At 44.4% G+C, this 23,708-nt stretch carries 23 protein-coding genes and 1 pseudogene; 15 read left to right on the forward strand and 9 right to left on the reverse strand.

What is annotated here, in order from left to right:
• Positions 1-158 precede the first annotated feature (158 nt).
• Positions 159-1,082 (reverse strand): alpha/beta hydrolase, encoded by a 924-nt coding sequence (locus tag V6W81_RS04050; protein WP_338541656.1) that lies wholly within the window; start codon positions 1,080-1,082, stop codon positions 159-161.
• A 183-nt stretch (positions 1,083-1,265) separates the two neighbouring features.
• Here V6W81_RS04050 and V6W81_RS04055 point away from each other — a divergent pair, with 183 nt between their 5' ends.
• From V6W81_RS04055 to V6W81_RS04070, 4 genes are all read left to right on the forward strand, one after another.
• Positions 1,266-2,300, forward strand: a complete 1,035-nt coding sequence (locus V6W81_RS04055) for a hypothetical protein (RefSeq protein WP_338541657.1) — start codon at positions 1,266-1,268, stop codon at positions 2,298-2,300.
• Between the two features lie 88 nt (positions 2,301-2,388).
• On the forward strand, positions 2,389-3,003 hold the full coding sequence (locus tag V6W81_RS04060) for a hypothetical protein (protein WP_338541659.1): 615 nt from the start codon (positions 2,389-2,391) through the stop codon (positions 3,001-3,003).
• A 38-nt stretch (positions 3,004-3,041) separates the two neighbouring features.
• Positions 3,042-3,773: a cold-shock protein gene (locus V6W81_RS29155; RefSeq protein ID WP_338541661.1), complete on the forward strand. Its 732-nt coding sequence runs from the start codon at positions 3,042-3,044 to the stop codon at positions 3,771-3,773.
• A 158-nt stretch (positions 3,774-3,931) separates the two neighbouring features.
• A complete protein-coding gene (locus V6W81_RS04070; RefSeq protein WP_338541663.1) occupies positions 3,932-4,921 on the forward strand; it encodes a phosphotransferase in 990 nt (329 codons plus the stop codon).
• Positions 4,922-5,052: 131 nt separating this feature from the next.
• Here V6W81_RS04070 and V6W81_RS04075 read toward each other — a convergent pair whose 3' ends face one another.
• Together V6W81_RS04075 and V6W81_RS04080 are read right to left on the reverse strand one after the other, a co-directional pair.
• Positions 5,053-5,421, reverse strand: a complete 369-nt coding sequence (locus V6W81_RS04075) for a DUF6713 family protein (RefSeq protein ID WP_338541664.1) — start codon at positions 5,419-5,421, stop codon at positions 5,053-5,055.
• Positions 5,422-5,607: 186 nt separating this feature from the next.
• Complete coding sequence (locus V6W81_RS04080; RefSeq protein WP_338541666.1) at positions 5,608-7,503, reverse strand: AraC family transcriptional regulator; 1,896 nt, start codon at positions 7,501-7,503, stop codon at positions 5,608-5,610.
• A 216-nt stretch (positions 7,504-7,719) separates the two neighbouring features.
• Here V6W81_RS04080 and V6W81_RS04085 point away from each other — a divergent pair, with 216 nt between their 5' ends.
• Positions 7,720-9,102 (forward strand): amino acid permease, encoded by a 1,383-nt coding sequence (locus V6W81_RS04085; protein WP_338541668.1) that lies wholly within the window; start codon positions 7,720-7,722, stop codon positions 9,100-9,102.
• Positions 9,103-9,291: 189 nt separating this feature from the next.
• On the opposite strand, the pseudogene V6W81_RS04090 reads toward V6W81_RS04085, so the two are convergent.
• Positions 9,292-9,364: pseudogene (locus V6W81_RS04090) on the reverse strand (MerR family transcriptional regulator); the annotation flags it as partial.
• 161 nt (positions 9,365-9,525) lie between these two features.
• Here V6W81_RS04090 and V6W81_RS04095 point away from each other — a divergent pair.
• Positions 9,526-10,428 carry an SDR family oxidoreductase gene (locus V6W81_RS04095; RefSeq protein ID WP_338541670.1) on the forward strand — a complete coding sequence of 301 codons (903 nt, stop codon included), beginning with the start codon at positions 9,526-9,528 and terminating at the stop codon, positions 10,426-10,428.
• 136 nt (positions 10,429-10,564) lie between these two features.
• Here the strand turns inward: V6W81_RS04095 and V6W81_RS04100 are convergent, their stop codons facing one another.
• Entirely contained in the window at positions 10,565-10,837 is a 273-nt protein-coding gene (locus tag V6W81_RS04100) for a hypothetical protein (RefSeq protein WP_338541671.1), read from the reverse strand.
• The gene (locus tag V6W81_RS04105; protein WP_338541672.1) at positions 10,785-11,555 is read right to left on the reverse strand and encodes a GNAT family N-acetyltransferase; all 771 of its coding nucleotides are present in this window, start codon (positions 11,553-11,555) and stop codon (positions 10,785-10,787) included. Before V6W81_RS04105 ends, V6W81_RS04100 begins: the two co-directional genes overlap by 53 nt.
• Before the next feature lie 237 nt (positions 11,556-11,792).
• Here V6W81_RS04105 and V6W81_RS04110 point away from each other — a divergent pair, with 237 nt between their 5' ends.
• The 3 genes from V6W81_RS04110 to V6W81_RS04120 are packed head-to-tail and all read left to right on the forward strand — an operon-like array spanning position 11,793 to position 13,459.
• On the forward strand, positions 11,793-12,452 hold the full coding sequence (locus tag V6W81_RS04110) for a M48 family metallopeptidase (protein WP_430701332.1): 660 nt from the start codon (positions 11,793-11,795) through the stop codon (positions 12,450-12,452).
• Positions 12,453-12,512: 60 nt separating this feature from the next.
• Complete coding sequence (locus tag V6W81_RS04115; protein WP_145052987.1) at positions 12,513-12,899, forward strand: iron chaperone; 387 nt, start codon at positions 12,513-12,515, stop codon at positions 12,897-12,899.
• Positions 12,900-12,928: 29 nt separating this feature from the next.
• Positions 12,929-13,459, forward strand: coding sequence for an isochorismatase family protein (locus V6W81_RS04120; RefSeq protein WP_338541675.1), 531 nt, complete (start codon positions 12,929-12,931; stop codon positions 13,457-13,459).
• A gap of 145 nt (positions 13,460-13,604) precedes the next feature.
• Here the strand turns inward: V6W81_RS04120 and V6W81_RS04125 are convergent, their stop codons facing one another.
• Positions 13,605-15,014 carry a CAP domain-containing protein gene (locus V6W81_RS04125; protein WP_338541677.1) on the reverse strand — a complete coding sequence of 470 codons (1,410 nt, stop codon included), beginning with the start codon at positions 15,012-15,014 and terminating at the stop codon, positions 13,605-13,607.
• A 166-nt stretch (positions 15,015-15,180) separates the two neighbouring features.
• On the opposite strand from V6W81_RS04125, the gene V6W81_RS04130 reads away from it, so the two are divergent.
• The 3 genes from V6W81_RS04130 to V6W81_RS04140 all read left to right on the forward strand — a co-directional run bounded on the left by V6W81_RS04130 (position 15,181) and on the right by V6W81_RS04140 (position 18,879).
• Positions 15,181-16,779 (forward strand): glycosyltransferase family 39 protein, encoded by a 1,599-nt coding sequence (locus V6W81_RS04130; protein WP_338541679.1) that lies wholly within the window; start codon positions 15,181-15,183, stop codon positions 16,777-16,779.
• A gap of 4 nt (positions 16,780-16,783) precedes the next feature.
• Positions 16,784-17,395: a hypothetical protein gene (locus tag V6W81_RS04135; RefSeq protein WP_338541680.1), complete on the forward strand. Its 612-nt coding sequence runs from the start codon at positions 16,784-16,786 to the stop codon at positions 17,393-17,395.
• A gap of 497 nt (positions 17,396-17,892) precedes the next feature.
• The gene (locus V6W81_RS04140; RefSeq protein WP_338541681.1) at positions 17,893-18,879 is read left to right on the forward strand and encodes a phosphotransferase enzyme family protein; all 987 of its coding nucleotides are present in this window, start codon (positions 17,893-17,895) and stop codon (positions 18,877-18,879) included.
• Between the two features lie 206 nt (positions 18,880-19,085).
• Here the strand turns inward: V6W81_RS04140 and V6W81_RS04145 are convergent, their stop codons facing one another.
• Positions 19,086-19,691, reverse strand: a complete 606-nt coding sequence (locus tag V6W81_RS04145; protein WP_338541683.1) for a hypothetical protein — start codon at positions 19,689-19,691, stop codon at positions 19,086-19,088.
• A gap of 147 nt (positions 19,692-19,838) precedes the next feature.
• Between V6W81_RS04145 and V6W81_RS04150 the strand changes: the two genes are divergently transcribed.
• Positions 19,839-20,312 (forward strand): GyrI-like domain-containing protein, encoded by a 474-nt coding sequence (locus tag V6W81_RS04150; protein ID WP_338541684.1) that lies wholly within the window; start codon positions 19,839-19,841, stop codon positions 20,310-20,312.
• A 43-nt stretch (positions 20,313-20,355) separates the two neighbouring features.
• Complete coding sequence (locus tag V6W81_RS04155) at positions 20,356-20,805, forward strand: hypothetical protein (protein ID WP_338541685.1); 450 nt, start codon at positions 20,356-20,358, stop codon at positions 20,803-20,805.
• A 199-nt stretch (positions 20,806-21,004) separates the two neighbouring features.
• Here the strand turns inward: V6W81_RS04155 and V6W81_RS04160 are convergent, their stop codons facing one another.
• The gene (locus V6W81_RS04160) at positions 21,005-21,409 is read right to left on the reverse strand and encodes a CBS domain-containing protein (RefSeq protein WP_056692743.1); all 405 of its coding nucleotides are present in this window, start codon (positions 21,407-21,409) and stop codon (positions 21,005-21,007) included.
• A gap of 147 nt (positions 21,410-21,556) precedes the next feature.
• Between V6W81_RS04160 and V6W81_RS04165 the strand changes: the two genes are divergently transcribed.
• Entirely contained in the window at positions 21,557-23,668 is a 2,112-nt protein-coding gene (locus V6W81_RS04165; protein WP_338541686.1) for a penicillin-binding transpeptidase domain-containing protein, read from the forward strand.
• Positions 23,669-23,708: the final 40 nt, after the last annotated feature.

Consider the following 23,708-nt stretch of genomic DNA (forward strand, 5'->3'; position numbering starts at 1 on the left):
TTGTTTGTGTTGGGCGATATAAAACAAAAACGTAGCGAGCTTCTTACATCTCCTGTGCAATTCGTTGTGAGGCTGCAAGACTACCATATGGCTACTCTAAAGCTTATTTAATAGATTTAAGTACTTAATGTAAGCCTAATCTTTTTAGGAGATCGCCTTTACTGTCTAATGATATCAATGATTTTGCGCTGAGCATCTTTGGCTTCAGGGATCGGGTATAACACGAAGACATGGTTCATTTTGGGATAAACAAAGGTATTGTGCTCAATGCCTTGATCCGTAAGCATTTTATCCAGCTTCATGTTATCAGGAAATAATCCCTCGTGGGTTCCAATAAAGATACTAATCTTGCCAAGCCCTTCAAAATCACCGTAGATCGGGCTGATGAGTGGATCATCTAAAGGTTTATCGGCTGCCCAGATCCGTCGAATCACATCATATCCTTCTAAGGCCAGCATCGGATCTCTAGTTTCATAATCAAAGATTACGGGGTTGTCCAGTACCATATCAACGCATGGCGATAACAAAATAATATCTTTGGGCTGTGGCAGAGAATTCATATTGATGTAATGAGCGAAGCTAAGTGAAATATTGCCCCCTGCTGAATCTCCGATAATGGTGAGTTGAGAGGGAGATTTTACGGATTTAATCATTTCTCGGTACAGATTTAAGAGCCTTGGATACGTATGCTGATAATTAAAATGAGGCACTTTGGGATAGATTGGAGCGATAACTTTGGCATTCAGCGCTTGCGCCATGCGATCCATGAACCGCCAGTGAAAGGACAAAGGCTGATGGGTATGCGCACCTCCATGGATATAGAGAATTACGTTTTGGTTAGTAGACTGCTGATCATTCAAGGTGAATATCTGCATATCTTCAAAGGAGTCTTCGACTATGGTAGACGTTAGTTTAACCTTCCCTAGCTGATAGGGTTTGGTATTTTGAGTACCCATGTGCTCAAGATGCTTCATTGTATTTTCCCGTGAAGATAAATTTTTCTTGGTATCTAGCAATCCGATATATTTCTCAAAGAGATAGCTCATGATAGAGCGTTTATTAGGGTATATATTTACACTCATTGGTATGCCGCCGCCTTTCATGGTTGAAAAGTAATACATCTACAGTATAAAGGTTGAAGTGTACTTCAAGGTCAAGGCTGGGAAAGCGGGTTGCCTATGTATGTTGGTGTGAGCCTTAGAATGTTGTCATGTTATAATTAAGGCAGAATTTACCTAGCAACAATTACATGATGGAGGGACAACATGGCAAGTTATACCTATTCATTTCAAATGAAATTTAATGGCGCATCGATGAGTGGTTCTATCGACAAAAGTTTGTATCCTTCGTTAGGTGATTCGTTGAATACATTAGATGCCTTGCACTTTACAAGCACAAGTGGGGATTCCACCATTGTAAATGGTCAGGTAACAACGAATTTCACATATCCCGCTGAGAATTTGAATGTTTATACGGCAGGGAAAAGTTTTGTCTTATTTTCGCTTGAGCCGTGGATAACGAGTGCATTACTACTCCATACTCAATCTGATCGAATTGGAGCGTTAAATTATGTTTACCGTAATGATCCTGTTAAGTTTAAACTGAAAAACCATAGCGATGAGGGGTTTGATAGATTCTTCTTTGAAGACTCTCCCTTACTGGAAGCACGTTACTTGAGTTATGACAAGGCCAGTCCGATAGATGTCCGAGAAATAGAGGAAACACTACCGAGCATTGCAAGCATTAACGATATTTCTACTGTATCGATTAGAGATGCGCTGCATAGCGCGATGTTTTGGATACATAGAGCCAATGAGGCGGGTGGTGCTCAAGGGATAGATTTTAGTGGAATCCACGCGAGGTTTCGGGATCTATGGTCTGCCTTTAATGCTCTATTTTCATTGGAAGATGGACGTTCCGAAAGAGAGAATATAGTGAGCTATATGAATAACCGGCCATATGCGCACGAGTTTATTAACCAATATACAGAACAGCGTACTCAAGTGGTGAGAAGCTTTGCCGACGCTTCGTTGACTTTAAGAAAACGTAATCAGCATCTTTCCATATCGGAGGAAGTGAAGCATTTTTTAGCAGTAAAACAAGGTGTGGACTCAGCATACGTTCCTGAATTAACAGCAGATCTTGAAGGGGCATTGTTGTTGAGCATTTACTCCGTCAGAAACAAAAGTTTTCATGGCGGTGAACTTGAAGCAGCGACAGAACGTGTCAGAGAGTGTATTGATGTGTTAGATCGGTTTTTGAAAGTGTGCATTATTGGTGAAATTCGAGCTGCGACATAGAATCCATGCAGGATGTGTCACGGGTGAGCAGTGTGTTCTTTTGATAATTTCATAAGCATTAATAATATCTATATTGGGGGTGATCTTAATGAAAATTAAGGTGGATTTAACTCGTGAGAGATTTGATGATATCAACGGAGTAGATTTCTATGATGGCAAGACGTTGTTTTTTGATATCCCGACGACACTACCAAAGGATATGGAGATCGTGGTCTGGGGCGCGAGCTTGATGCCAGAGTTCGACTGGTCTACGTATGTAAACCTGGAGGAGGACAGACGGCTCAGAAAAATTATAGCGAGAAGTAAGAATATACCGGTACAAATTAAGGGTTTTGGCAAACTGAGATTGGAAGAGTTAGTGGGTGGGAATATTGAGGTATCGCCTTTAGATATGACGGTGAAGGAAGATTATACGTATTTTAGAGATCGGCAGGGACAAATCTTGTCTTTCCGAAGAGAATGGAGTATGGAATCTGTAGATTCAACCTGTTATGAATATGGTTTTGATTCGAGAGTGGCGTTTCCATTCGGTCATTGTGATCTGAATTTGTACGCGAAAGGCAATGTGGTGTTCGAATTTGATACGGATGATTGTGTGCACTACCATGACTATGTATTGAACCCCAATAGGGATGAGACGTATTTCGGTTTTGTGAAGTGCCAAGAGCTGGCGTCGAATACGTTCAAGGATTTTAAAGTATAAGGTTTATTTCACATTACAGAATAATAAGGAGGGTGCCAATGGGGAAGTTCAACGGTAAGGTGAAAATGTTTAACAAAACCAAAGGGTATGGCTATATTTCAGGTAATCATGGTCGTAAAGATATAAATGTACATTTTAGCAACATACAGGCAGAAGGCTATAGGACATTAATAGAAGGCCAGAGCGTTGAATATGATATAGAAGAGACACCGCGTGGCTTAACCGCGATTCATGTTCGGGTTCTGGAGCGAAATCAAGCGATTGAGCATGACACCGAGGACAAGCTATATTGGTGCCGGGCAGGGGAGATTGAAGAAGAGGCATTTGTCCGTGAGATTGTTCCCCGCATCCATCGTACTCTTATTGTTCATCCAGACAAAAAGACTCGCAAAACGATGATAGATCTACTGAACACGGATCAAGGAACACTAGCCGATCTCAAAACACAAAAGACACCCTTTTTCTCAGCGGGTCGGTATGGATACGATCCCCAATACACGGTGACCTTTAATCACAAAGATTATGAACATTATAAAAGATTATATCCGACAGCCGCCATATACTTCTGGGTACACTGGGAACAGCTTCAATATAAAACGTACACGGTAGAACCATTGTATGGCGTGTGGGAAGTACCATTTACATATCTTCAAGAACGGATTGAAGCTAACGAAGTAGCTTTACACCAGTATATACATCGAATTAATGACACGAAGAACGCCACGGAAAGCTATTTATTTAATCTAAATGAGTTTCATAGACTACTCTAATCCAGATTCGATTATACATAAAAACTGGTAATTCAATGTTAACTATAATATGTTATACATAAGTTGGACTGCGAGGTTCAACTTGTAATATTGTGGTATCGCTTTCATTATTGGCTGAATCAAAGTTGTTATTCATTTAAATTGAAGGAGAATAGTACATGTACACCCAACCGAAAGCTTTGCGATCTGTATTAGATGGTAGATACCTAGAATTCATGATGAGTGAGCAGTATGACATCGGAAACTGGCAAGAATGCGTGTACTGGCTACGAGGTCTAAATGACACATATCGAGTAAAGACGTCAACAGGACTGTATATTCTGCGTGTATATCGCACTGAAATTAAGGAAGAAGAGGTGCAGTATGAACTATCTGTGATCTCTCAATTAAAGGAGAAGCTGAACTCTTCTAGTCATGCAGATGTCGGAGAGTATATTGCGAAGAAAGATCACAGTACATATACCGTTATAGATGCCCCGGAAGGTACACGTATTGCCGTGATGTTCCGCTATATTGATGGAGTAGAGAACAATCTTGAGGATGAGGCATCCTGTTATGCATTTGGTCAATCTGCGGCACAGCTACATGAGGCGTTAGATCACGTCGTTGTCGATCAGCCGCGTTATGAATTGGATACATCGTTTCTTATTGATCAACCACTAGAGCGGATTATCCATTACATTGGTGAAACAAATGAAGCGACGGCTTTTCTACAGACGTTCGCGAGTACGTTGAAGGAACGTATTAACATTGCATCCCAACAAGGATTAGATACAGGCTTATGCCATGGAGATATGCATGGGAATAATAATGCGTTTCAGCAGGGGGAAGTGTTTACTCATTATGACTTTGAATGGGGAGCTAAGGGATGGCGTGCATATGATCTGGCTCAGGTGAAGGCACGTAAGCGGCAATCGGGCGAGAAGAAGGATGTGTTATGGCAGGCGCTTCTGTCCGGCTATCGCTCTATTCGAAACTTCTCTTCCGAGGACGAACAAGCCGTTGATCTCTTTATCATGGCTCGACGCTTCTGGGTCATGGGTCTGGACGTTGCCTTTATCGATAATGATATGGGTGCACTGGATTATGGCGAGGATTGGCTTAATGATTTTGTGAATGAATTTCGAGGTATGGGGATCCTAGTGTAATCTTTCTAGTTGTCTTCTTCTTGATAACTTGTTGTTTCTAACAAACGGTTTCGCAAAGCGAGCAGTTAGCAAAGGGGGAAGGAGAAATCCTTCTCCTTTGCGCCGCTTTTTACATCATTCCAATCTGTCGTTTACTGAAGTGCTAACCATATTAAATGAATGGTTGCGCCCAGTCCCATGAAATAGATAATCGATCTGGAAAAGCTATTTTTGAACTCATTGCGCGGATGCTTTTCGAAGAAGACGTGTAACACAGTATGTATGATGAAAAAGATATCGAGTACCCAGAAGGTAATACTCTGATACGAACTAAATAGAAGCGATAGGATGACGGTGTACAGCGGTAGGTGAATCCAAGTGAAGTACTTAAAGGCTTTGTCGTCTTCCATATCTTTCAGTACGATAAACAATCTCCATTCGGATCGCCTAATGGCATCCATTTCGTGTAGAAGAAATAGAGAGAGGTTGAATAAAAATAAGACCAACAATAGATCGGGCATGCGGAGCCTCCCCTCATTCAGAATGAACATCAGATATAGATACGAGCGTTGAATTACGTTGGTTCCAAGAACGCGTTGAGGCTTGAATGAGAAAAAAACCCTCCGATCCAATTTGATCTCAGAGAGTCTTTTTATTTTCGGAACCTTCCCAATAGAAAAGATGAGTGTTGAGATGAACTGTAGCTATTATTTCACTAAAGCCTGCTCAACAAGTTCGAGTGACTCAACCTTAATATTCGGGTAATCCCCAAACACCCACTGTGGCATGATGTGAATGTTTCCCGCTTTTACGGCCTTCAGATTGCTCCATACGGCAGATTGTTTCATCTCTTCGAGCACCTTCTCAGCTTCATCATCATGACTAACTGTTGATTTGCCTATAGTCATAAAGATATGATCCGGGTTCAACTCGGGGAGTGTCTCCAAGGATAACGTCTCATACGTATCTTTCATATTTGTCAATTGAGGCACATACTTGAGCCCTAAATCTTTCGACAAGGTTGCTCCCAGATGAACATTGGGGCTAGCGACTTGCACATTTTTTTGAACACGCATGAATAGGAAGGTCTCATCTTCACCGATATGCTGTGCCATTTTTTCTTTAATTTGTGCTGCTTTGAGATCGTACTGTGCTAGCCAGTCTTCAGCCTGTTGCTCTTTACCTACGACAGTGGCAATCTCCTTCATTTCTTCTCGCCAATCGCCATCCCCGCGGAAGACGATAACAGGAGCTACTTTGCTCAATTGCTCATAGACGGTGGGCTCAATATGACGAGCGATGATAAGATCCGGTTCGCTTTCCACAGCGGCTTCAAGGTTAATCTTATCCCCTAAAGGCAGAATATCTGGATTCTGCTGGTCTACATCCATATAGGGCAGAACTGTAGAGCCCCCATAAGTGGTGGTGGCATGAGGATATACACCTAACGCATTCAGGGTATCCATAATTCGATAATCGGCCGCTGCAATTTTATTCGGTGTGCCTTCCAGCTTCGTGACGCCCATATCATGCTGATATTCAACAGACGTGCTTGCCTGAGATGGCTGGATACTAGTCCCGCAGGCACTGAGCATAATCATCATGCACATGAGCAATGCTACAGCTAGTGGTGTCTTGTGTTCTTTTGACATGAGTGAATCTCCCTTCTCGCCTACATGATCGACAGCGTCGCTACGCCATTCAGTATAGTTCAGAGGGGCAGAGTTCCATATGGATGATTTGAGCCTTTTGTATGTAATATTCGATAACTGCTGCTCAGCAGCTTGCTTTCGGTATTGTCCAGGGACGAGACCCGTATGTTTTTTGAATCGTCGGATAAAATAAAACAGATCATCGTACCCGACTTGGCATGCAATATCTTGAACCGCTGCATCGGTTTCTGATAACAGGAGAATAGCTTTCTCCATGCGAAAATGAATCAAGTAATCAATGGGGCTACGTCCCATTTTGGATTTGAACTTGCGAGACAGATACTGCACGTTATAATTCAGTGCTCGCGACAGAGCATCCAGCGTTACGGATTCGGCAAAGTGTTCTTCGATGTACCGAATCGCCTGATCCACAATATCCGGCTTAATGGTTATCGCAGACTGCTGATCTAGTTGGTGCATGATTTCATGTAGAAACAGTTGAAACATGGCGCGTGCTTTAAAGCGTGCTAGATCTCCGCCATCCATCCAAGTCTGATACAACTTCTGTGCATGTTGGTGTAGTACAGCGGGATAATCTGTTTGGAGGGCAAAAGAATCTTCCAATGCGTTATGCAAACCATTCAACACATGAAGAGGATCTGTGTTTGCCGTATGTTCTGTTTTATACAAAATGAGATAATAGGCCAACGGCTCCTGACTGATGACCTGCATCTGAAGTCCTTTGTTACCATGAAGCACATGACTGTGGGAGACAAGGTAGGAAGTCTGATTAAGGACAAATTCTCCTTGCCCTCGGGAGACAAGTAAGAAGGCGTTCGCGGGAAATCGATAGGGAGGAAGCGGTTTACCCGTTGGGATTAGCGTATAACGTACATCAAGTATATGTATGGACGATTGAGTCCATTGCTGTATATAGGTGGATAAATCCATGTTGCCTCCTCATCCATAGTGAATGTCAGAATGGGATTTTTGTTGTTATTATAGTTGATAATCATTCTCATTTCAATCCTTCCTCACATTCCTTGTTGTATTTCTGCGACACATCTCGTACAATTTGGTGAAGTAATTCTGCATTGCGTTAATGTGGATGTGAAATGGCGATTTTTTACAACATGAAGAATGTACACAAGAAAAGGGGAATGACGCTTGGAATCGAAGCAACTATCTAGAGGACTGAAGCCCAGGCATGTTGAGCTGATTGCACTCGGCGGCACGATTGGCGTAGGTTTATTTATGGGATCGGCAAGTACGATTAAATGGGCTGGCCCATCCGTATTGCTCGCCTACCTGCTGGCTGGAATTGTGATCTTTTTTGTCATGCGCATTATGGGAGAAATGTTGATTCAGGAACCGGTAACAGGCTCCTTTGCTACATTTGCCCACAAATATATTGGTCCACTTGCTGGCTTTCTCACCGCCTGGAGTTACTGGTTCCTATGGGTAACGGTCGGTATGGCAGAGGTTACGGCGATTGGTATTTACGTGGGGTATTGGTTCCCCGATATTCCACAGTGGATTCCGGCGCTTGCTGGGGTACTAATTATTGCTGCGGCGAATTTGGCTGCAGTGAAGTTCTATGGTGAATTCGAGTTTTGGTTTGCCATGATCAAGGTGACGGCCATTGTTGCAATGATTGTGATTGGTACAGGGCTGATCTTCTTCGGCTGGGGGAATGGTGGTCAAGCAATTGGTCTATCAAACCTGTTCAGCCATGGTGGATTCTTCCCAGGTGGATTGAAAGGATTCCTTTTTGCACTATGTATTGTCACGGCGGCATACCAGGGCGTTGAGATGGTAGGTATCACAGCGGGAGAAGCGGAGAATCCCAAGTATACCTTGCGCAAAGCGATCAAAAACATCGTTTGGCGTATCCTTATCTTTTATGTAGGGGCGATCTTCGTTATTGTAACCTTGTATCCGTGGAATGAGGTTGGGGAGACGGGAAGCCCGTTCGTGCTGACGTTTGCTAAGGTAGGCATTGTGGCTGCAGCGGGGATCATTAATTTCGTTGTACTTACGGCTGCAATGTCAGGCTGTAATAGTGGTATTTATAGTGCAGGACGAATGCTGTATACCCTTGCGGAGAATGGACAGGCGCCAGCCTTTTTCAAAAAGTTATCCAAGGGCGGGGTTCCCCGCAACAGTATTATCGTTACGATTTCCTTGTTGCTTATTGGTGTAGTTCTGAATTATCTAATGCCAGATTCGAAGCTGTTCCTATACATCTACAGTGCGAGTGTTCTGCCAGGGATGGTTCCGTGGTTTGCACTGGCGTTTAGCCAATTCAGGTTCCGTAAGCGCTGGGGTAACGAGATGGGCGACCACAACTTTAGATCCAAATGGTTCCCGATCAGTAACTACATCATCATTGTATATCTAGTGCTTGTTATTATTGGGATGTGTTTCAACCCGGATACACGGGTACCGTTGTTGGTGGGAGCGACCTTTATGGCGATTGTAGTTATCGGTTACTACCTGTTCGGAATCGGGAAAAAGCAGCAAATCGAGCAAGATCCAACTCGACGTTAATAAGCTATGGTGTAGATGAAAAGGGGTTACGCCTCTTAACCATTAATGGTGATAAGATTTCAAATTCCAAGATGAAGCTGAGAAAATTTCAGCTTCATCTTTTTTTGGCTTGATGCAAAATGGAGAGCATGGAATGGAGGGTATGCACATGGGATTCCAACGCTTCAATCTGTAAGTCCATGGCTCGTAGTGTATAGAGACGGTGTCCGCCTTCTGTATATTGGGACGGCTGGAGAAGTGCAATTTCGTCATAATACCGAATCGTTTTGACCGTTCAAGTTCTTGGGAAATTATATGTAGGAGCGAATGGTAAATGGGAATGCTCAGTTTAAACTCTGCCCAACTCGGTTACAAAGGAAGGAGTGAGACTTTTATAACAACCTATATGAAATTAAACGATAATAACCGAGGAGGAAATTGACGATGGCAAACCAAGACCAACACACCATACAAGATCCGACTACACAATATCCGAAGGCTACACCGGAGTGGAAACAACAGCAGGAAGAGCCGGGATTACAGCGTGAGATGACCCCTGTTCCGGATTGCGGTGAGAAAACATATAAAGGCAGCGGCCGGCTGACAGGTCGTAAAGCGGTCGTTACCGGTGCGGACAGTGGGATCGGCCGGGCAGCGGCGATTGCATATGCTCGTGAAGGTGCGGATGTGGTACTCTCCTATCTGCCGGAGGAAGAAGCGGATGCGAAGGAAGTCGTGCAATTAATCGAGGAAGCTGGCCGAAGAGCGATTGCTGTTCCGGGTGATCTAAAGGATGAGAAATACTGCGAGAAGTTGATTGAAACTGCGGTCAAAGAACTAGGCGGCATAGACATTCTGGCTAACGTGGCAGGGAAGCAGCAGTTTGTCGAGCAGATTGCAGACCTGACAACTGAACAATTCGATGCGACGTTCAAAACCAATGTGTACTCCATGTTCTGGCTCTGCAAAGCAGCCGTGAAACATATGAAGCCAGGTGGTTCGATCATTAATACATCGTCCATCCAAGCATACAGTCCGTCACCGATTCTGTTGGACTATGCAACTACGAAGGCTTCGATCAATACCTTCAGTAAAGCACTCGCCCAACAGGTTGGCAGCAAAGGCATCCGTGTGAACATTGTTGCACCAGGGCCGGTGTGGACACCACTTCAGATTGTCGGTGGACAACCTGTAGAGAAGTTGTCCGAATTCGGGAACAATACACCGCTGGGTCGTCCGGGACAACCTGTTGAGATGGCTCCAGCATACGTATTTCTGGCGAGCCAGGAATCCAGCTATGTGAGCGGAGAGACGTTGAACGCAAATGGTGGTACCGTAAGTCCGTAATCGTAGCATGTATTGTACAGATAAACGATGTTCTGGGAGCGTTACGTCTCATCAGGTTTAAAAAAGAAAACGGGACAAAGCAGTGGTAAGATGCTTTGTCCCGTTTTGTATGTCTCGTGTTAGGTTAGAACTTGAACTATTTCTGTTCCGGTTTCGATTCGAGAATAGCATAGCTGCCAAGGGTGGCAAGCTGGGCTGTATTCAGCAGTGATTCATCCACTGCAGCCAATGCTTCACCAGCGGCTGTCATAAGTTCATCTGAGTTAACAGGTGAAGCGAACCGTAGGATGACAGAAGTCTCCCCTTTTTTCAACTCTGTCTCTGCCTTGGTTTTATATTCGCTAATGGATGCGACTTCAAGGTTGTTCTGTACATAATTGCTTAATCCGATACCAATACGTATAGGCATCGGTATAACCCAATTTTGCATATAGCCGTCTTGCGGGTGCATTGTTTTCAACGACTTGCAGATAACTTGACACAGCACCATGATTTTTACCCCAGTGCAACAGATGCAGGATCATCTGTTCTGCCAGGCCGCGATTACGGTACGTTGGTTCTGTAATGATGTCATGCAGTCCAATGACTCCCTGCTCAACCACGCCAAGTCCGCAGGCCGCCACGATGCCATCAACAGATAGGGTGATGAAACCTGTCTTTGCGCGAACGTTTAAGAGCATCTGTGTCATCGTTTCCCTGAATTCTGCGTTGACTGCATTCAAACGACAGAAATGGTTCAACCATTCGTCAGTGAGCTGCTCGTCGATATGTACCTCCAGATGCTCAGGAGCTTTCAGTTCTTCTAGATTTCGAAGCTGTACGATCGTCCGATCCATGACGACATAACCTTTATCCTGCAAGAGCTGATCCAATTCTTCTGGCTGAACAAACGGTGTAATTTTGAAAATAGTACTTAACTGGTTAGATGTATAAAATTGCTCACAGGCCGTGATTTTCTCATGTACATCCAGGGTAGAAGGGTAGATGGCTTGAACCGAGTTCGCTCGCTTCGTATACCCTTTGGCAAAACGCAGCACCCATCCGTCATACAGTGAGGTTGATAGAGGCTGCCAGTGGTTGAGCGTTAATTCTTCAATATGCCGATGCGTATACTCTGTTGCATACATTTTGTTCATCCTCCCAGTGTAATGATCAAGTATATGTAAGATTTTAATTTAATAATAATACATATAAATGAATAAAAATTCAATTGGGATTGTTCGGATGTTAAACATCTGATTATTGGTATACAATTTGTAGGATACAGTGAAATGCAGCAATTAATAAGTAAGGATAAATAAGAATTTATATCAGTAAACAAGCATTAGCATACAGCTCAAGTTGCAGAAATGGAGTACAACATGATTACTATAGAGATCCAGGGACAGACCATTACATGTCATATTGAATATGGCAAACGAAAAAAAGCTTCCATCACGATGGACTTGCCCTACATGGTCACGATAAAGGCACCTAATGGCACCAGTGAAGAAGCGTTAACGGCACTCGTGCGGCAGCACGGAGAGGTCATCCTCACAAAGTCGGCGCTTATGCAGCAGGCACTGGAAGGCCCTCAGGCTAAGGAGTACGAACAAGAGGGCAAGGGAGCATTTTTACATTTTGGTAAGGAATATGCACTACATGAATTAATCCCTGTCGAAGGATTGGGGGAAGAGGAGCTAAGAGCGACCCTGAAGAAGTTCTACTTTGCCGAGTGTAAACGAGTAATTGGGGAGCGCATCGTTCGCTATCAACGAGAGCTTAAGGTGAAGCCGAAGTCTGTAGACATTGTGGAATCAGCCACGAAATGGGGGAGCTGTAGCTGGGACAAAAAGCTTACCTTTAACTATCGTTTAGCTATGGCACCGTATGAAGTTATTGACTATGTCATTATCCATGAGCTCTGCCACATTCATCATATGAATCATGACCGCTCGTTCTGGCGTCGTGTCGGCAGCATCATGCCTGATTACAAATCGAAGGAAGACTACCTGATGAGACATGGACGTGCTATGACGTTGTGAATTACAATGAATTCAAATACCCGTACCACGAGGTTTACTCTGTGGTGGAAGGAGTTAATGATGCCAGATAGCAACCCCTTTTCTGTGCAGGTGGACGAATATATTATGGGATTTGCACCTGAGGTGCAGGCACGACTTCAAGCTCTAAGGCAGTTGATTCGGGAAGCAGCCCCGAATGCGGAAGAGAAGATCAGTTACAAGATGCCCACGTATGCACAGCATGGGAATTTGGTTCATTTTGCTGCATATCAACATCATATTGGGTTCTATCCGGCTCCTAGTGGGATCACGGCATTTCAAGAGGAACTCTCCACATTCAAGAATGCGAAGGGATCGGTTCAGTTCCCTCACAATCAGCCGTTACCCGAAGAGCTGATCCGGCGAATCGTCGAATTTCGGGTGAAAGAGAACGTGGAGAAGGCAGCAACGAAGAAGCAGAAGAAGTAATAAACCGACCTGATCAAAGGAGAGTTTAGATGAATAAGGCTTTAATTGTGCTGGACGTACAGCAGGGTATTGTACGATTACGTGATGTAACAGAACCAGTGGCCAAGATCCAATCTGTCATTGGGGAGTTTGAGGAACGGGACTGGCCGATTGTATATATGAAGCATGTAGATTACAAGCAAGAGGATTCGTCTCTGTACTATAAGGAGCATGCCAATCTGGAGATTGTGCTCGATACGAAGCAGCATCCTGTGCTGGAGAAGAGCAAGCCAAGTGCGTTCAGCAACCCGGAATTAAAGACATGGATGGTAGAACGGCACATTGATCATGTATTTATTGTAGGGTTCAATACGGAATACTGTTGTCTGTTCACAGCAATTACAGCAGAGCATGAGGGTTTCCAGGTGACCTTGATCGAGGATGCGACGGGTACTGTCAACACCGAGGAGACTTATGAGATGAAGGGACTAGACATTCAAGACTTCGTTGGATCAATTCTGAATTGGTCTGGGTGTATTGAAGTGTTATATGTGGATGAGTTCAAGGAAATGTACGCCTAAGTTTATCTATCAAAAAAGAGATCTGCTGCAGACTCCTGTATCCTTGGGAGAGTGGATATGAATTTACAAGAAAACAGTCGGAAATGCCCTTGAGGCTTCCCGACTGTTTTTGTTGTTGTGGATACTATTTAATCTGAGTTTCTAATTAATTAATATAGTAGGTCACGTTTGAGTTGCCAGCCGCTGTGATGAGATAGGTAATATCATCGCTGACCTTCATGTAGATGTTGAGATCGGAAGCGGACAGGTTAGGCAGCGTGAGACCGAATCTACCACGTGCATCAACATTTACAGTGACTGTTCTGATATGGCTTTCCTCGGGTGATGGTCCATAGATCTGGAAGGTGAAGCTTTGGTTAGCGTATTTCAACAGTGTTCCATTAATCTTTAACGTACGGTCTGCTGTGTATTGAAATTTAACGAGGAAATTATCCAAGATATCTTGGGGATCAGGTTCCTGTGTACCTGGGTCTACTCCCGGATTCGGTTGTGTCTTATTTACAGAGAAGAATCGGGTTTGATACGTAATCTCGGCATTGGAGCCGTCTTTCTTCTTCAGACCTGTGATTCGGATGTTAAACGTGTCATTTTCTTTCAAAGACTGGATCTGATCTGGACGGAAAATGATAGCGTAATTGTATGCATAAGAATCGTTATTTACATTAAAGTATGCTCCCGAAGGGTCGGTGCTGTTCTTATGATTGGCCCCTAATACCCACGTCCGCTGATCTGATGAGCGAACAACCTCAACTCGTACATTCGATTGGGAAGGCTTCGCGAAGACATCTGGGTTCAGTTGTACGGACCAAGCTTGAGAGCTTTTGAACGCTTCAATCGGGAAGTCCCCTTTGTTTGGATACAAGCTGTAATTATAGTTTACCTTTTCCGCACGGCTGGTATCGAGAACCTGCATCGTACTGAACTGGTTGGCATACGACTTGTTATCACGGTACGCAACACCGAATCCCGTCTTCTTCAATTGTGTGCTCAAAATCCAGCGGCGATGACCCAGTGCAGCAATGTTGCTCGCATCTGAATCATCCATATACGCTTCAACACTGTTGACTGCGACGTTCCCTCTGGAGCTGTAAGCTGCAAACAGGTTGGAACTTGATGCCGACTTGGCACCTAAGTCGTAAAAGTCCTTTGGCATGTCCGCCGGTTGAGGCGGATAATGAGAGAGCGCTGATGTAGAGATAACGACTGCGCCATGTTGTGCTTGTTGATTGAGCGCAGCATCTAGAACGAGATCCCCCTCGAGTCCTGACAGGAAACGATAAAAGTTAGCTGCATTCAGGGCGTGCTCTAAGGAAGCATCACTAATTTTCCCCGCAATATAAGGTGCCATAGCGGAAGGTGTCTCGGTGAACGTCACTGATTTATCTTTCTCACTCATCCATTCATTCCACTTCTGAGTAATTTCTTGCTCGCTCCGCTCAGGTAACAAACTGTCGATGGGAGCTGCCGAAGCCTGCTGGGATGCAAGCAAAACGAGCAGTAGACCAGCTAAAGGTACTGCTAATAACGAACGGATGTAGCGTTTTCCATTAAACATGTTTCAATCTCCTTTTTTAATTATAAATTTTAATATTATGTATCCAATGGTTATTATCGACAGTAGAGGCATCTTTCGTTAGCTTTGCTCTCCTTGAATTCAGCGATTTTTCAGTTAGAGCCCTTATAATACTGTTCGAATCCTGTAATGGAAAAGGAGTTGTGACATGTTTAAGGTGATTCATCAGATGCTCTATCTCATTATGGCGTTATGTATTGGGCTGTTTATCGCTTCGTCCTTCTTTCTCCGGGCGCAGTACAATTACGCCATGTATGGAGATAATCCCATATTAGAAGCGCAGCAATGGGGCATATTCATTCCGATCATCATCGTGCTGCTCGTATCTAGCATCCTGCTCTACAGAATCTGTTTGACATTAGATAAATTCCGCCCCAAGGTGGTCATTCCTGTGGTGTTACTTTGTTCGTTTATCGTGCAGGTGGGCATTATTTTCCTGTTCCCGCGTGTGCCTACAGATGACTCACAGACCGTACTCTCTCTGGCGATGAATATGCTCTATGATCAGGACTATTCCTCGTTTGAGACAGGTGGATATCTGCATATGTTTCCATTCAATTTCTCAATCGTGCTCTATTTAAAAACATTGCTGTCCTTGTTTCCAGACAACTATCTGGTTATTAAGCTATTTAATATTTTCTTTTCACTCATAACGACCTATATGATCTATCTGATCTATAAACAATTGAATCGCAGATCCACAGCGCGTGATTATGGCATTTTAATCTTTGCAGCGACGTATCTTCCGTCGTTATTTATGAACAATCTGATCTATAACGATGTGATTGCAACTGCCTTTTTTACATCCTCCTTATATTGCTTGATCCGATTTACGAACAAAACGTCGTGGAGCATGTTGATTATAGCTGCAGTTCTATTGGCGATAGGTAACTATTTCCGAAGTGTTGGTGCGGTCATCCTGATTGCTGCTATTCTGTATATTCTGCTGAACTGGTGCAATATTGGACTCAAAAAAGTTATAGCATCCATCGGCATTTTGACTATTCTATTTAACGTTCCAGGCTGGACGCAGAATGCAGTACTGCAATCGACGCATACCGTTGAAGGATCTGTGAATGAGAACTCGGCACCGATCTATATGTGGCTCAATATGGGGATTAATCTGGAGCGATTCGGCTTCTGGGACAATATGGAGAGTTATCGAATCTATCAGCGAGAGGCGAACTATAACCAAGCGACAAGTACAGCGTTATTCAAGCAAGAGATCGAGAGAAAGTTATCCGAGGCAAGCTTAGCTGAACTGGCGGAGATGTACTATAAAAAGGTTATATGGACGTGGACTGAGGGTACTTATCAGATGGATCGATATGGAATCGGTAATGAAAGTGGAACGGACATGGGAAGAGGTAGAGGTGGGGGTGCAGGGATTGCAGGCTCCTACAGTTATACCAATCCAATGACAGAACTATTTGCAGGAGATTCGCCGTACCGAGTTGGTGTGTTATGGATCGTATATGTCATGAACTTCCTGATGTATTGTTTCATCCTGATTCGGGTGATCGGTGCGATACGTGCCAAGAGATACGATGAGGTTTCGCTGATATTAGTGATTCTAGGGTTTATCGGATTTTATATCTTGTGGGAGATCAAGTCGAGGTACATTTATCCGGTATATCCGCTGCTCATTGTGCTGTCCTACATGGGATTCAAGGATGTATATGACTTCGTATTTCGAGGAAAAATCGACTGGAAACCCGCTTCACAGACTTCCTTAGGAAAAGGGTGAACATATGCAAAAACGTAATAGAACTACATCTTATATATGGATGATGCTTGTATGCTCTGTCCTGTTGGTATCCTGTGATGCCATCACGTCTCAGCAGATTGCAATGCCAAGTTCCAATCCAGGTATGACTGGATTTCCTAATATGAATGGCGGCGATGGAGGTATGAACGGTGCGCCTAATGCTAACGGAGGTTTTAATCGAGGTAGTGTTGGTGGATCGGATTCAGATGCACGTACAGGTAACCGAGAAGCCATGCGCGGAGGCATGATGAATGCAGATTCCATGGGCAAAGTGATCTCTGTTGATGGCAATGTCATCACCGTAGCATTGTTGGAGCAGGCGCAGAAGGGCCAACCCTCCAGTTCCAGCAACAACAGTCAGCAGGGGAGTTTTCCAGGAGCCAATATGGATATCAATGAAACAGGTGAGGAAATGAAATGGACGGTGAATGATGATGTGATCATCACCCGAGGAATGATCATGGGGAGTCAAGATAACAAGTCCAGCTCTGATTCTGCCTTACAGTTGTCCGATCTTAAGCAAGGGGATATGATCATGATCTGGTACCAAGACAATACAGAGAAGGTAGAGCGGATTATGATCAATCCTTTCTAATTGTTGTGAATGTTATATGGTAAGTGATGAATTGGTGAGGCGATTTTGTAATTGCTTACATGAAATATATGGATTAATATAGAAATAACTTGGTTTCTCGAAGGGAGTGAGCGTCATGAAACGACGGGCTAAGATGAACGCAATGACTACAACCATTAAGGTGATTATGAACTGAATAGATACAGCAGACATCGGGGATTAGGTGCGGCAATATGCTGCTCAGAATACCATCGGATGACTGCTGACCATAGGGATATAACTGCATTTTTTTCCTGGTGATCACGAGGTTTATTTGTTTATGCGCTTCTTCTCGTACACCACGAATTTTAAAAGCCGCAGGCATAGCCTGCGGTTTTTTGCGCGCCAAAATAGCCATTTAACCCGGTGGCGGGTCAATGGAACGATCTATTGCAGGCAATAGCTGCTGGGAATCATTTCTTTTATCAGGCACGCCCGAGCAGTATTAACGATATTAAATAATGAGGAGCTAGATGCCCATGTTAAAACTAAAATATTTATTCCACAATCACGATCTCGCCGAGATGATATTGAAGCAATGGGACTATGATGCAGAGTCGCTGGATATGTTCCAACATTACCGAATATCGTCGAATGCGGTATACCCGTTCCGATTTCAAGATGAAGTTCGGTTGCTTCGTTTTGCACCTGTGGACGAAAAGGATAAATTGAAAATAGAAGCCGAATTAGCATTCCTGCATGAACTTCATCGACATCAATATGGAGCGCTAGAGACTGTTCCAGCACATAACGGGGAGGAGCTTGTTCGGGTTCATACACCGTGGGGGGCCTATTATGCATCGGTGTTCAAACGTGTTCCAGGGATATCACTTGCTCGTGTTGACCTGGATGAGACGATTGTTCACGGTTATGGTCAGGCGTTAGGCAAGCTACACAACGTATCCCGTCAGTACGTGCCAGAGCATACGGGTCGCTGGACTTATATAGAAGTGCTGGATTGGATGCAAGGTGTGTTAGAGGAGTTTTCAGATGAGACAGAGGCTTTGAATGAGGTCAATGCTGTGCGGACGGTGTTAGCATCCTGGCCTGTTACGAAGCAGAACTTTGGTCTCATTCATTACGATTTTGAACTGGATAATGTATTTTATGATCAGGCGAATCATGCCTTTTATGCCATTGATTTCGATGATACTATGGTTCACTGGTATGCGATGGATGTGCAGCAATCATTGGATAGTTTACAGGAGGAGGTTGAGCCAGAGCACTGGGAGCGGATGAAACAATCCTTTATGCGAGGATACTGGTCTGTAGCCGAAGAAACGGTTGATATGGAGATGATGTTTCCGGTATGTCGCCGCTTCGCCAACCTGTACGGCTATGTACGAATACTTCGATCTGCCGCGCAGCAATGGGCGCATGAACCTGAGTGGATGTGTGGATTGCGGGAGAGGTTGGAGAAGGCATTGGTAGAAAAAGCGAAGCTATTCGGTCAACCGCTGTCTTAGAGTTGTAGGAGCTGCAATGCGTAGTATGACGTAACCTATCAGAGTTCAAATCGTGCAAATAGCACCAGATAATCCCCACAAGCAGCACTCATAAGCAACATGCCAAAGGGACTTTATGCTTCTTTATGCTTCACTGTCATCAAAGAGCGCAGGTGAACCCACGTCATGGGGAAACCTAGCGCTCTTTCATATTATGTATCGCCAAACTATGATTCCGAAGCATGAATAGTTAGATCGAAATCGGGTTTGCACATGTAGCTAAGGGGATAGAGATCATCCCGGGCAGAGATTAAGGCACGGAAATGAAGCATACCATAGCGCTGACCTGTGGTTGAAGTAGTGGAGTAAGGAACAATCTCGCCTACTACAAACACGTCTTCTTCATTCGTACATCGATAAATGACATTGTTCGGATTGCGCACTTCTTTAGCGTAACCGTACGTCATTACGTGAAATGCTCGACCACGCCAGTTCGTACGGATTACTCGATAAGATTGTGTCTGCACAAGGTCAATATAACGCTCCAGTGGGAACGTATGCTCAAACTCTGTAATGTACCCATTCTTGTCCACATCAATGGTAAATTCAACATCATAACTCTTCCCAAATTCCTCTTGATAGGTACCCTCCATCATGCTCATCGTGTCGAAGCACGCGCCGTAAGCTTCATCTTCCACGTAGGGGATGGCGATTCGTTCAGGATCAACCACATGGGTGATCTGGCTGCTGGAGCAGTCTGCGTCCAGTGCCTTTGGTTGAAGTGCAATCATGCCAATCGTAAATCCAGTACCAGCTTCGCAAGTTATCCGCATAGTCATCTCCTTATTCCGTAATTAGTGATTAGACGAACGTCGGCAGGAAAGGTTGCGTATTTCCATTCGATAGATTCTTTTGATAGAGTAGTTATAGGTCATCCTGAAGGAAGACACGAGCGCGCGAATTGGAGAGGGGAATTGGTGATGAATGTAAAGTATAACGTTATTGAGCAGCAGGCTCTTCATTTTGTTGGGATCAAACGAACCTTCTCTTGCGTAGACGGTGAGAATCTTAGAGGCATTCCCCTAATGTGGCAAGAAGCTCTGGCTGAAGGGATTGAGGATCGTTTGAGCGAGCTGAATAACGGGATAATCCCTGGTTTGGTGGGTATCTGTGTAGATCAGAGACAATTGCATGACGGGCAAATGGAGTACTGGATTGCTACCTCTCACTTGGATGAAATCCCAGCAGGCATGTATGGAATAGAGCTTCCCGCAGTGAAATGGGTTGTATTTGAAGCAGATGAACTTGCGCCAGAAGCGATACAGCGCTTGTGGAAATATATTATGTCTGAATGGTTTCCTACAGGATCTTATGAGCATGCAGGTATTCCAGAGCTTGAAGTGTACCGTGGTGAAGGTGCTCCGCCTCAAGTGTGGATCCCCGTAAAGTCATAAATGGGTTAATTTCTAGAAGGTTCAATCATTAAGGAGGCGTATCATGTTATCAACTCGGGTGATGGAGTATTGTGAGGATCAAGGCTGGTGGCATGAAGATGTCCCGGCAGATTATGAAGAAGCGTTACGGAAACTGGGAATTGCTCTAGAGTCTGATTTTGCGCAATTTTATTTGCATGCTGAGGATGGTCCTACATTCTATAGTAGAAATCAGGAGCTTTATCAGATTTGTTGGTTTATGGTGAATACCGTTTATATGGAAGACATTACTGTGGCACAGCTCACGTTAGGGCTGCCGGATGCTTATATCCCGCTGGATAGCTTCGAGGGTGAAGGTGGGTTCTTTTATAATCGAGTGACGGATGAAGTCATTTTGGTTGAGCTAGGCGAATCGATTGAGCGTTTCCTTCGGGGAGAGAGTACACCGCAATGGTCGAATTTTAACGTATTCTTAGAATGGTACTTCAAGCTCGATGAGGAACCTACGCAATGAAGAAACGGTTACATTGAAGTAAAATTGAAGTGAGTTTCAGCGGAGAGCAAGTTACGACCTACCCTGGTGACATACCCAAGTGTCATAGCCAAAAACCATGCAAAAAGACGAGCCGCGGCTCGCCTTATTTGTTTCACCCTATTGTGCAACGGTCTAGCTTGGTGCTATGTAGTGTGCAGCGGGTAAGTGGTGTATTGCTCTAATCAGAGATGTTGCGCGTATAGTATTCGATAATGTCTTTGCGACGGATGATGCCGAGGAACACACGATCTACATCAACAACAGGTACGAAATTTTGATCGGCTGCTAATGTCAGCATATCCTCCATCTCGGCCTCAATGTATACGCATTCATTGTACACACGGTTGTTAATCTCATGTACCTCAACCTGATCCATATTATCAAAAGTCAATCCAGGCGTACTTCGCATTTTCCATAACAAGTCACCTTCGGACAGGGTAGCAACATATTTTCCATCCTGATCAATTACGGGTATGGCAGTATAATGCTGCGCTTCAAGCTGCTCGATCGCATCCTTCATGGAAGCGGAGGACTTGATATAGGCCACTTCGGCTTTGGGGAGTAAAAAATAGCTGATTTCCATCATCGGGCTCCTTTGCAGTAATTTCACTCTCCTTATTTAAACATATTATGTGAGTATTCGGCTATTTTTTATGATAAAATCGTCAGATTTGTGCCATTGTTTAAATGAGCTTGGAAATCTATAGTATATTGTAGAGGTGATATGACCATGAAAAAGAAACATAAAATTTTGTACGGACTACTCCCAATCTTATTTGCGGGTGGAGTCGGAATGTACTTATATATGCAGAACAGCAAAGCTGAAGAAGCGAAGCCAGAGGCCACTGTAACACAGTACATAGACCATCTGCAGAAGAAGGAATTCGATCAGCTATATACGATGATGACGCCTGCTTCACTGGATGAGTCTGGACTGAGTAGAGAACAGTTCGTGGAAAAATATAATGCGATCTACTCCGGCATGGAGGTATCCGAGGTCAAGGCAGAAGTGAAGCCGCAGGCCACCGAAACAACAGCGGATTCCAATGAATCAGAATCAGGAGCAAGTGTGGAAGCAAGCACCGAGGCACCCAACCCTGACATCTACGAAGTGGACTATAATCTGCAGTTGACAACCTTGCTTGGCGACGTGAACGAGACTCAATCCTTGAAGCTTGTCAGACAAGAGCTTGAGGATGGCACCAAAGTCTGGCGGATTGATTGGCAGCCGTCGATGATTCTCAAAGATATGGTTAAAGGCAGTAAGGTGAGAGTCCGGACACTATTTCCGGAACGTGGCAACATCGTAGATCATGAAGGGATGCCTCTTGCGACAAAAGGTACGATCAATGAATGGGGCATCGTTCCAGGGGAGCTAGGCGAGAGCCCGGAGGCTAAGATTGCCCAGATTGCTCAGCATTACAAGGTATCATCAGACGTTATTACGAAGGCGTTAGAGCAAAAGTGGGTGAAGCCAGAATATTTTGTACCGATTGCTACGACCGATGAATCCATGGTGCCTGACGGGCTGAATGGCGTGAAGCTGCAATCCAAGACGATTCGATACTACCCGCTGGGTGAAGCGGCTGCTCATCTGGTTGGTTATGTGCGTAAAGTGACGAAAGAAGATCTGGAGAAAGATACCGAAGGTTATTACCGGGCTGAGGACTGGATTGGTAAAGCCGGTCTGGAGCAGTCCATGGAGAAACAACTTCGCGGCGAGCGAGGTGGCTTGATTGAGATTACGGATGAACTAGGAAATGTCCAATCTGAGCTGATTCGTCATGACGCGGTTGATGGACAAGATGTGCAGTTGACCATTGATGCGCAAACACAGCGAAAATTGTATCAGACCCTTTCCAGCGGTGGAGACGCGGGAGCCATGGTGCTGATGAACCCAACAGATGGGCATCTTCTTGCTATGGTTAGTGCACCAGCCTACGATCCGAATAAAATGGTTACAGGTCTTACGCAGGCGGAGTGGGATGCGTATTCCGCTGATGAAGGGTTACCTTTTATCAATCGATTCACGAATCGTTATGCACCAGGATCAACCTTCAAAGCAATCACAGCAGCAGCAGGACTCATGGAGAACGTAACTACTGCGGATAAGGAACATGATATCCCTGGTTTACAATGGCGTAAGGATGAGAGCTGGGGCGGTTATTATGTGAAACGTGTGAAGAGTGTATCACCGGTGAATATGGTCGATGCTTTGGTATATTCAGACAATATCTATTTTGCCCAAGAAGCCATTGAGATGGGCAGTGCCAAATTTATCGAAGGTATTCAAAAGTTTGGATTCGGTGATAACTTCGGATTGGACGAATTGTACTTGAAGCCAAGTCAGTATGCGAATGAGGCGCATCTAGATCTCGCATCAGAGGTACTTCTCGCTGATACGTCCTACGGTCAAGGAGAGATGTTAATGTCTCCGATCCATCTAGCGACTTCGTTTACGCCCTTTATTAATGAAGGGAACATGGTGAAGCCTGTTCTGATTGTAGGCAAAGAAACGTCTGAACCCGAGGTGATCATCACACCTGATGTCGCAGCTACGGTTAAGGATGCACTCGGTCAAGTCGTCACCCGTTCAGGTGGAACGGCTCACTCCCTTAATTCGCTTCCAGGTGCGTTAGCTGCCAAGACGGGAACCGCTGAATTGAAAGCGAAGAAGGGAGAGAAAGGACAAGAGAACGGATTTGTCGTGGTATTTGATACCGAATCCCCTTCCTTCCTCATCTCTGCGGTCATTGAACAAGTGAACGGCCGTGGCGGAAGCCACTATGTCGTGGATAAACTAGAGCCGTTTCTGGAGAAGTTGAACGTACCTGCATCATGATAAAACATAACAGCCCACCAGATCTGAATGGCAGTGCCAA

Source organism: Paenibacillus tundrae, assembly GCF_036884255.1.
Lineage (GTDB): Bacteria > Bacillota > Bacilli > Paenibacillales > Paenibacillaceae > Paenibacillus.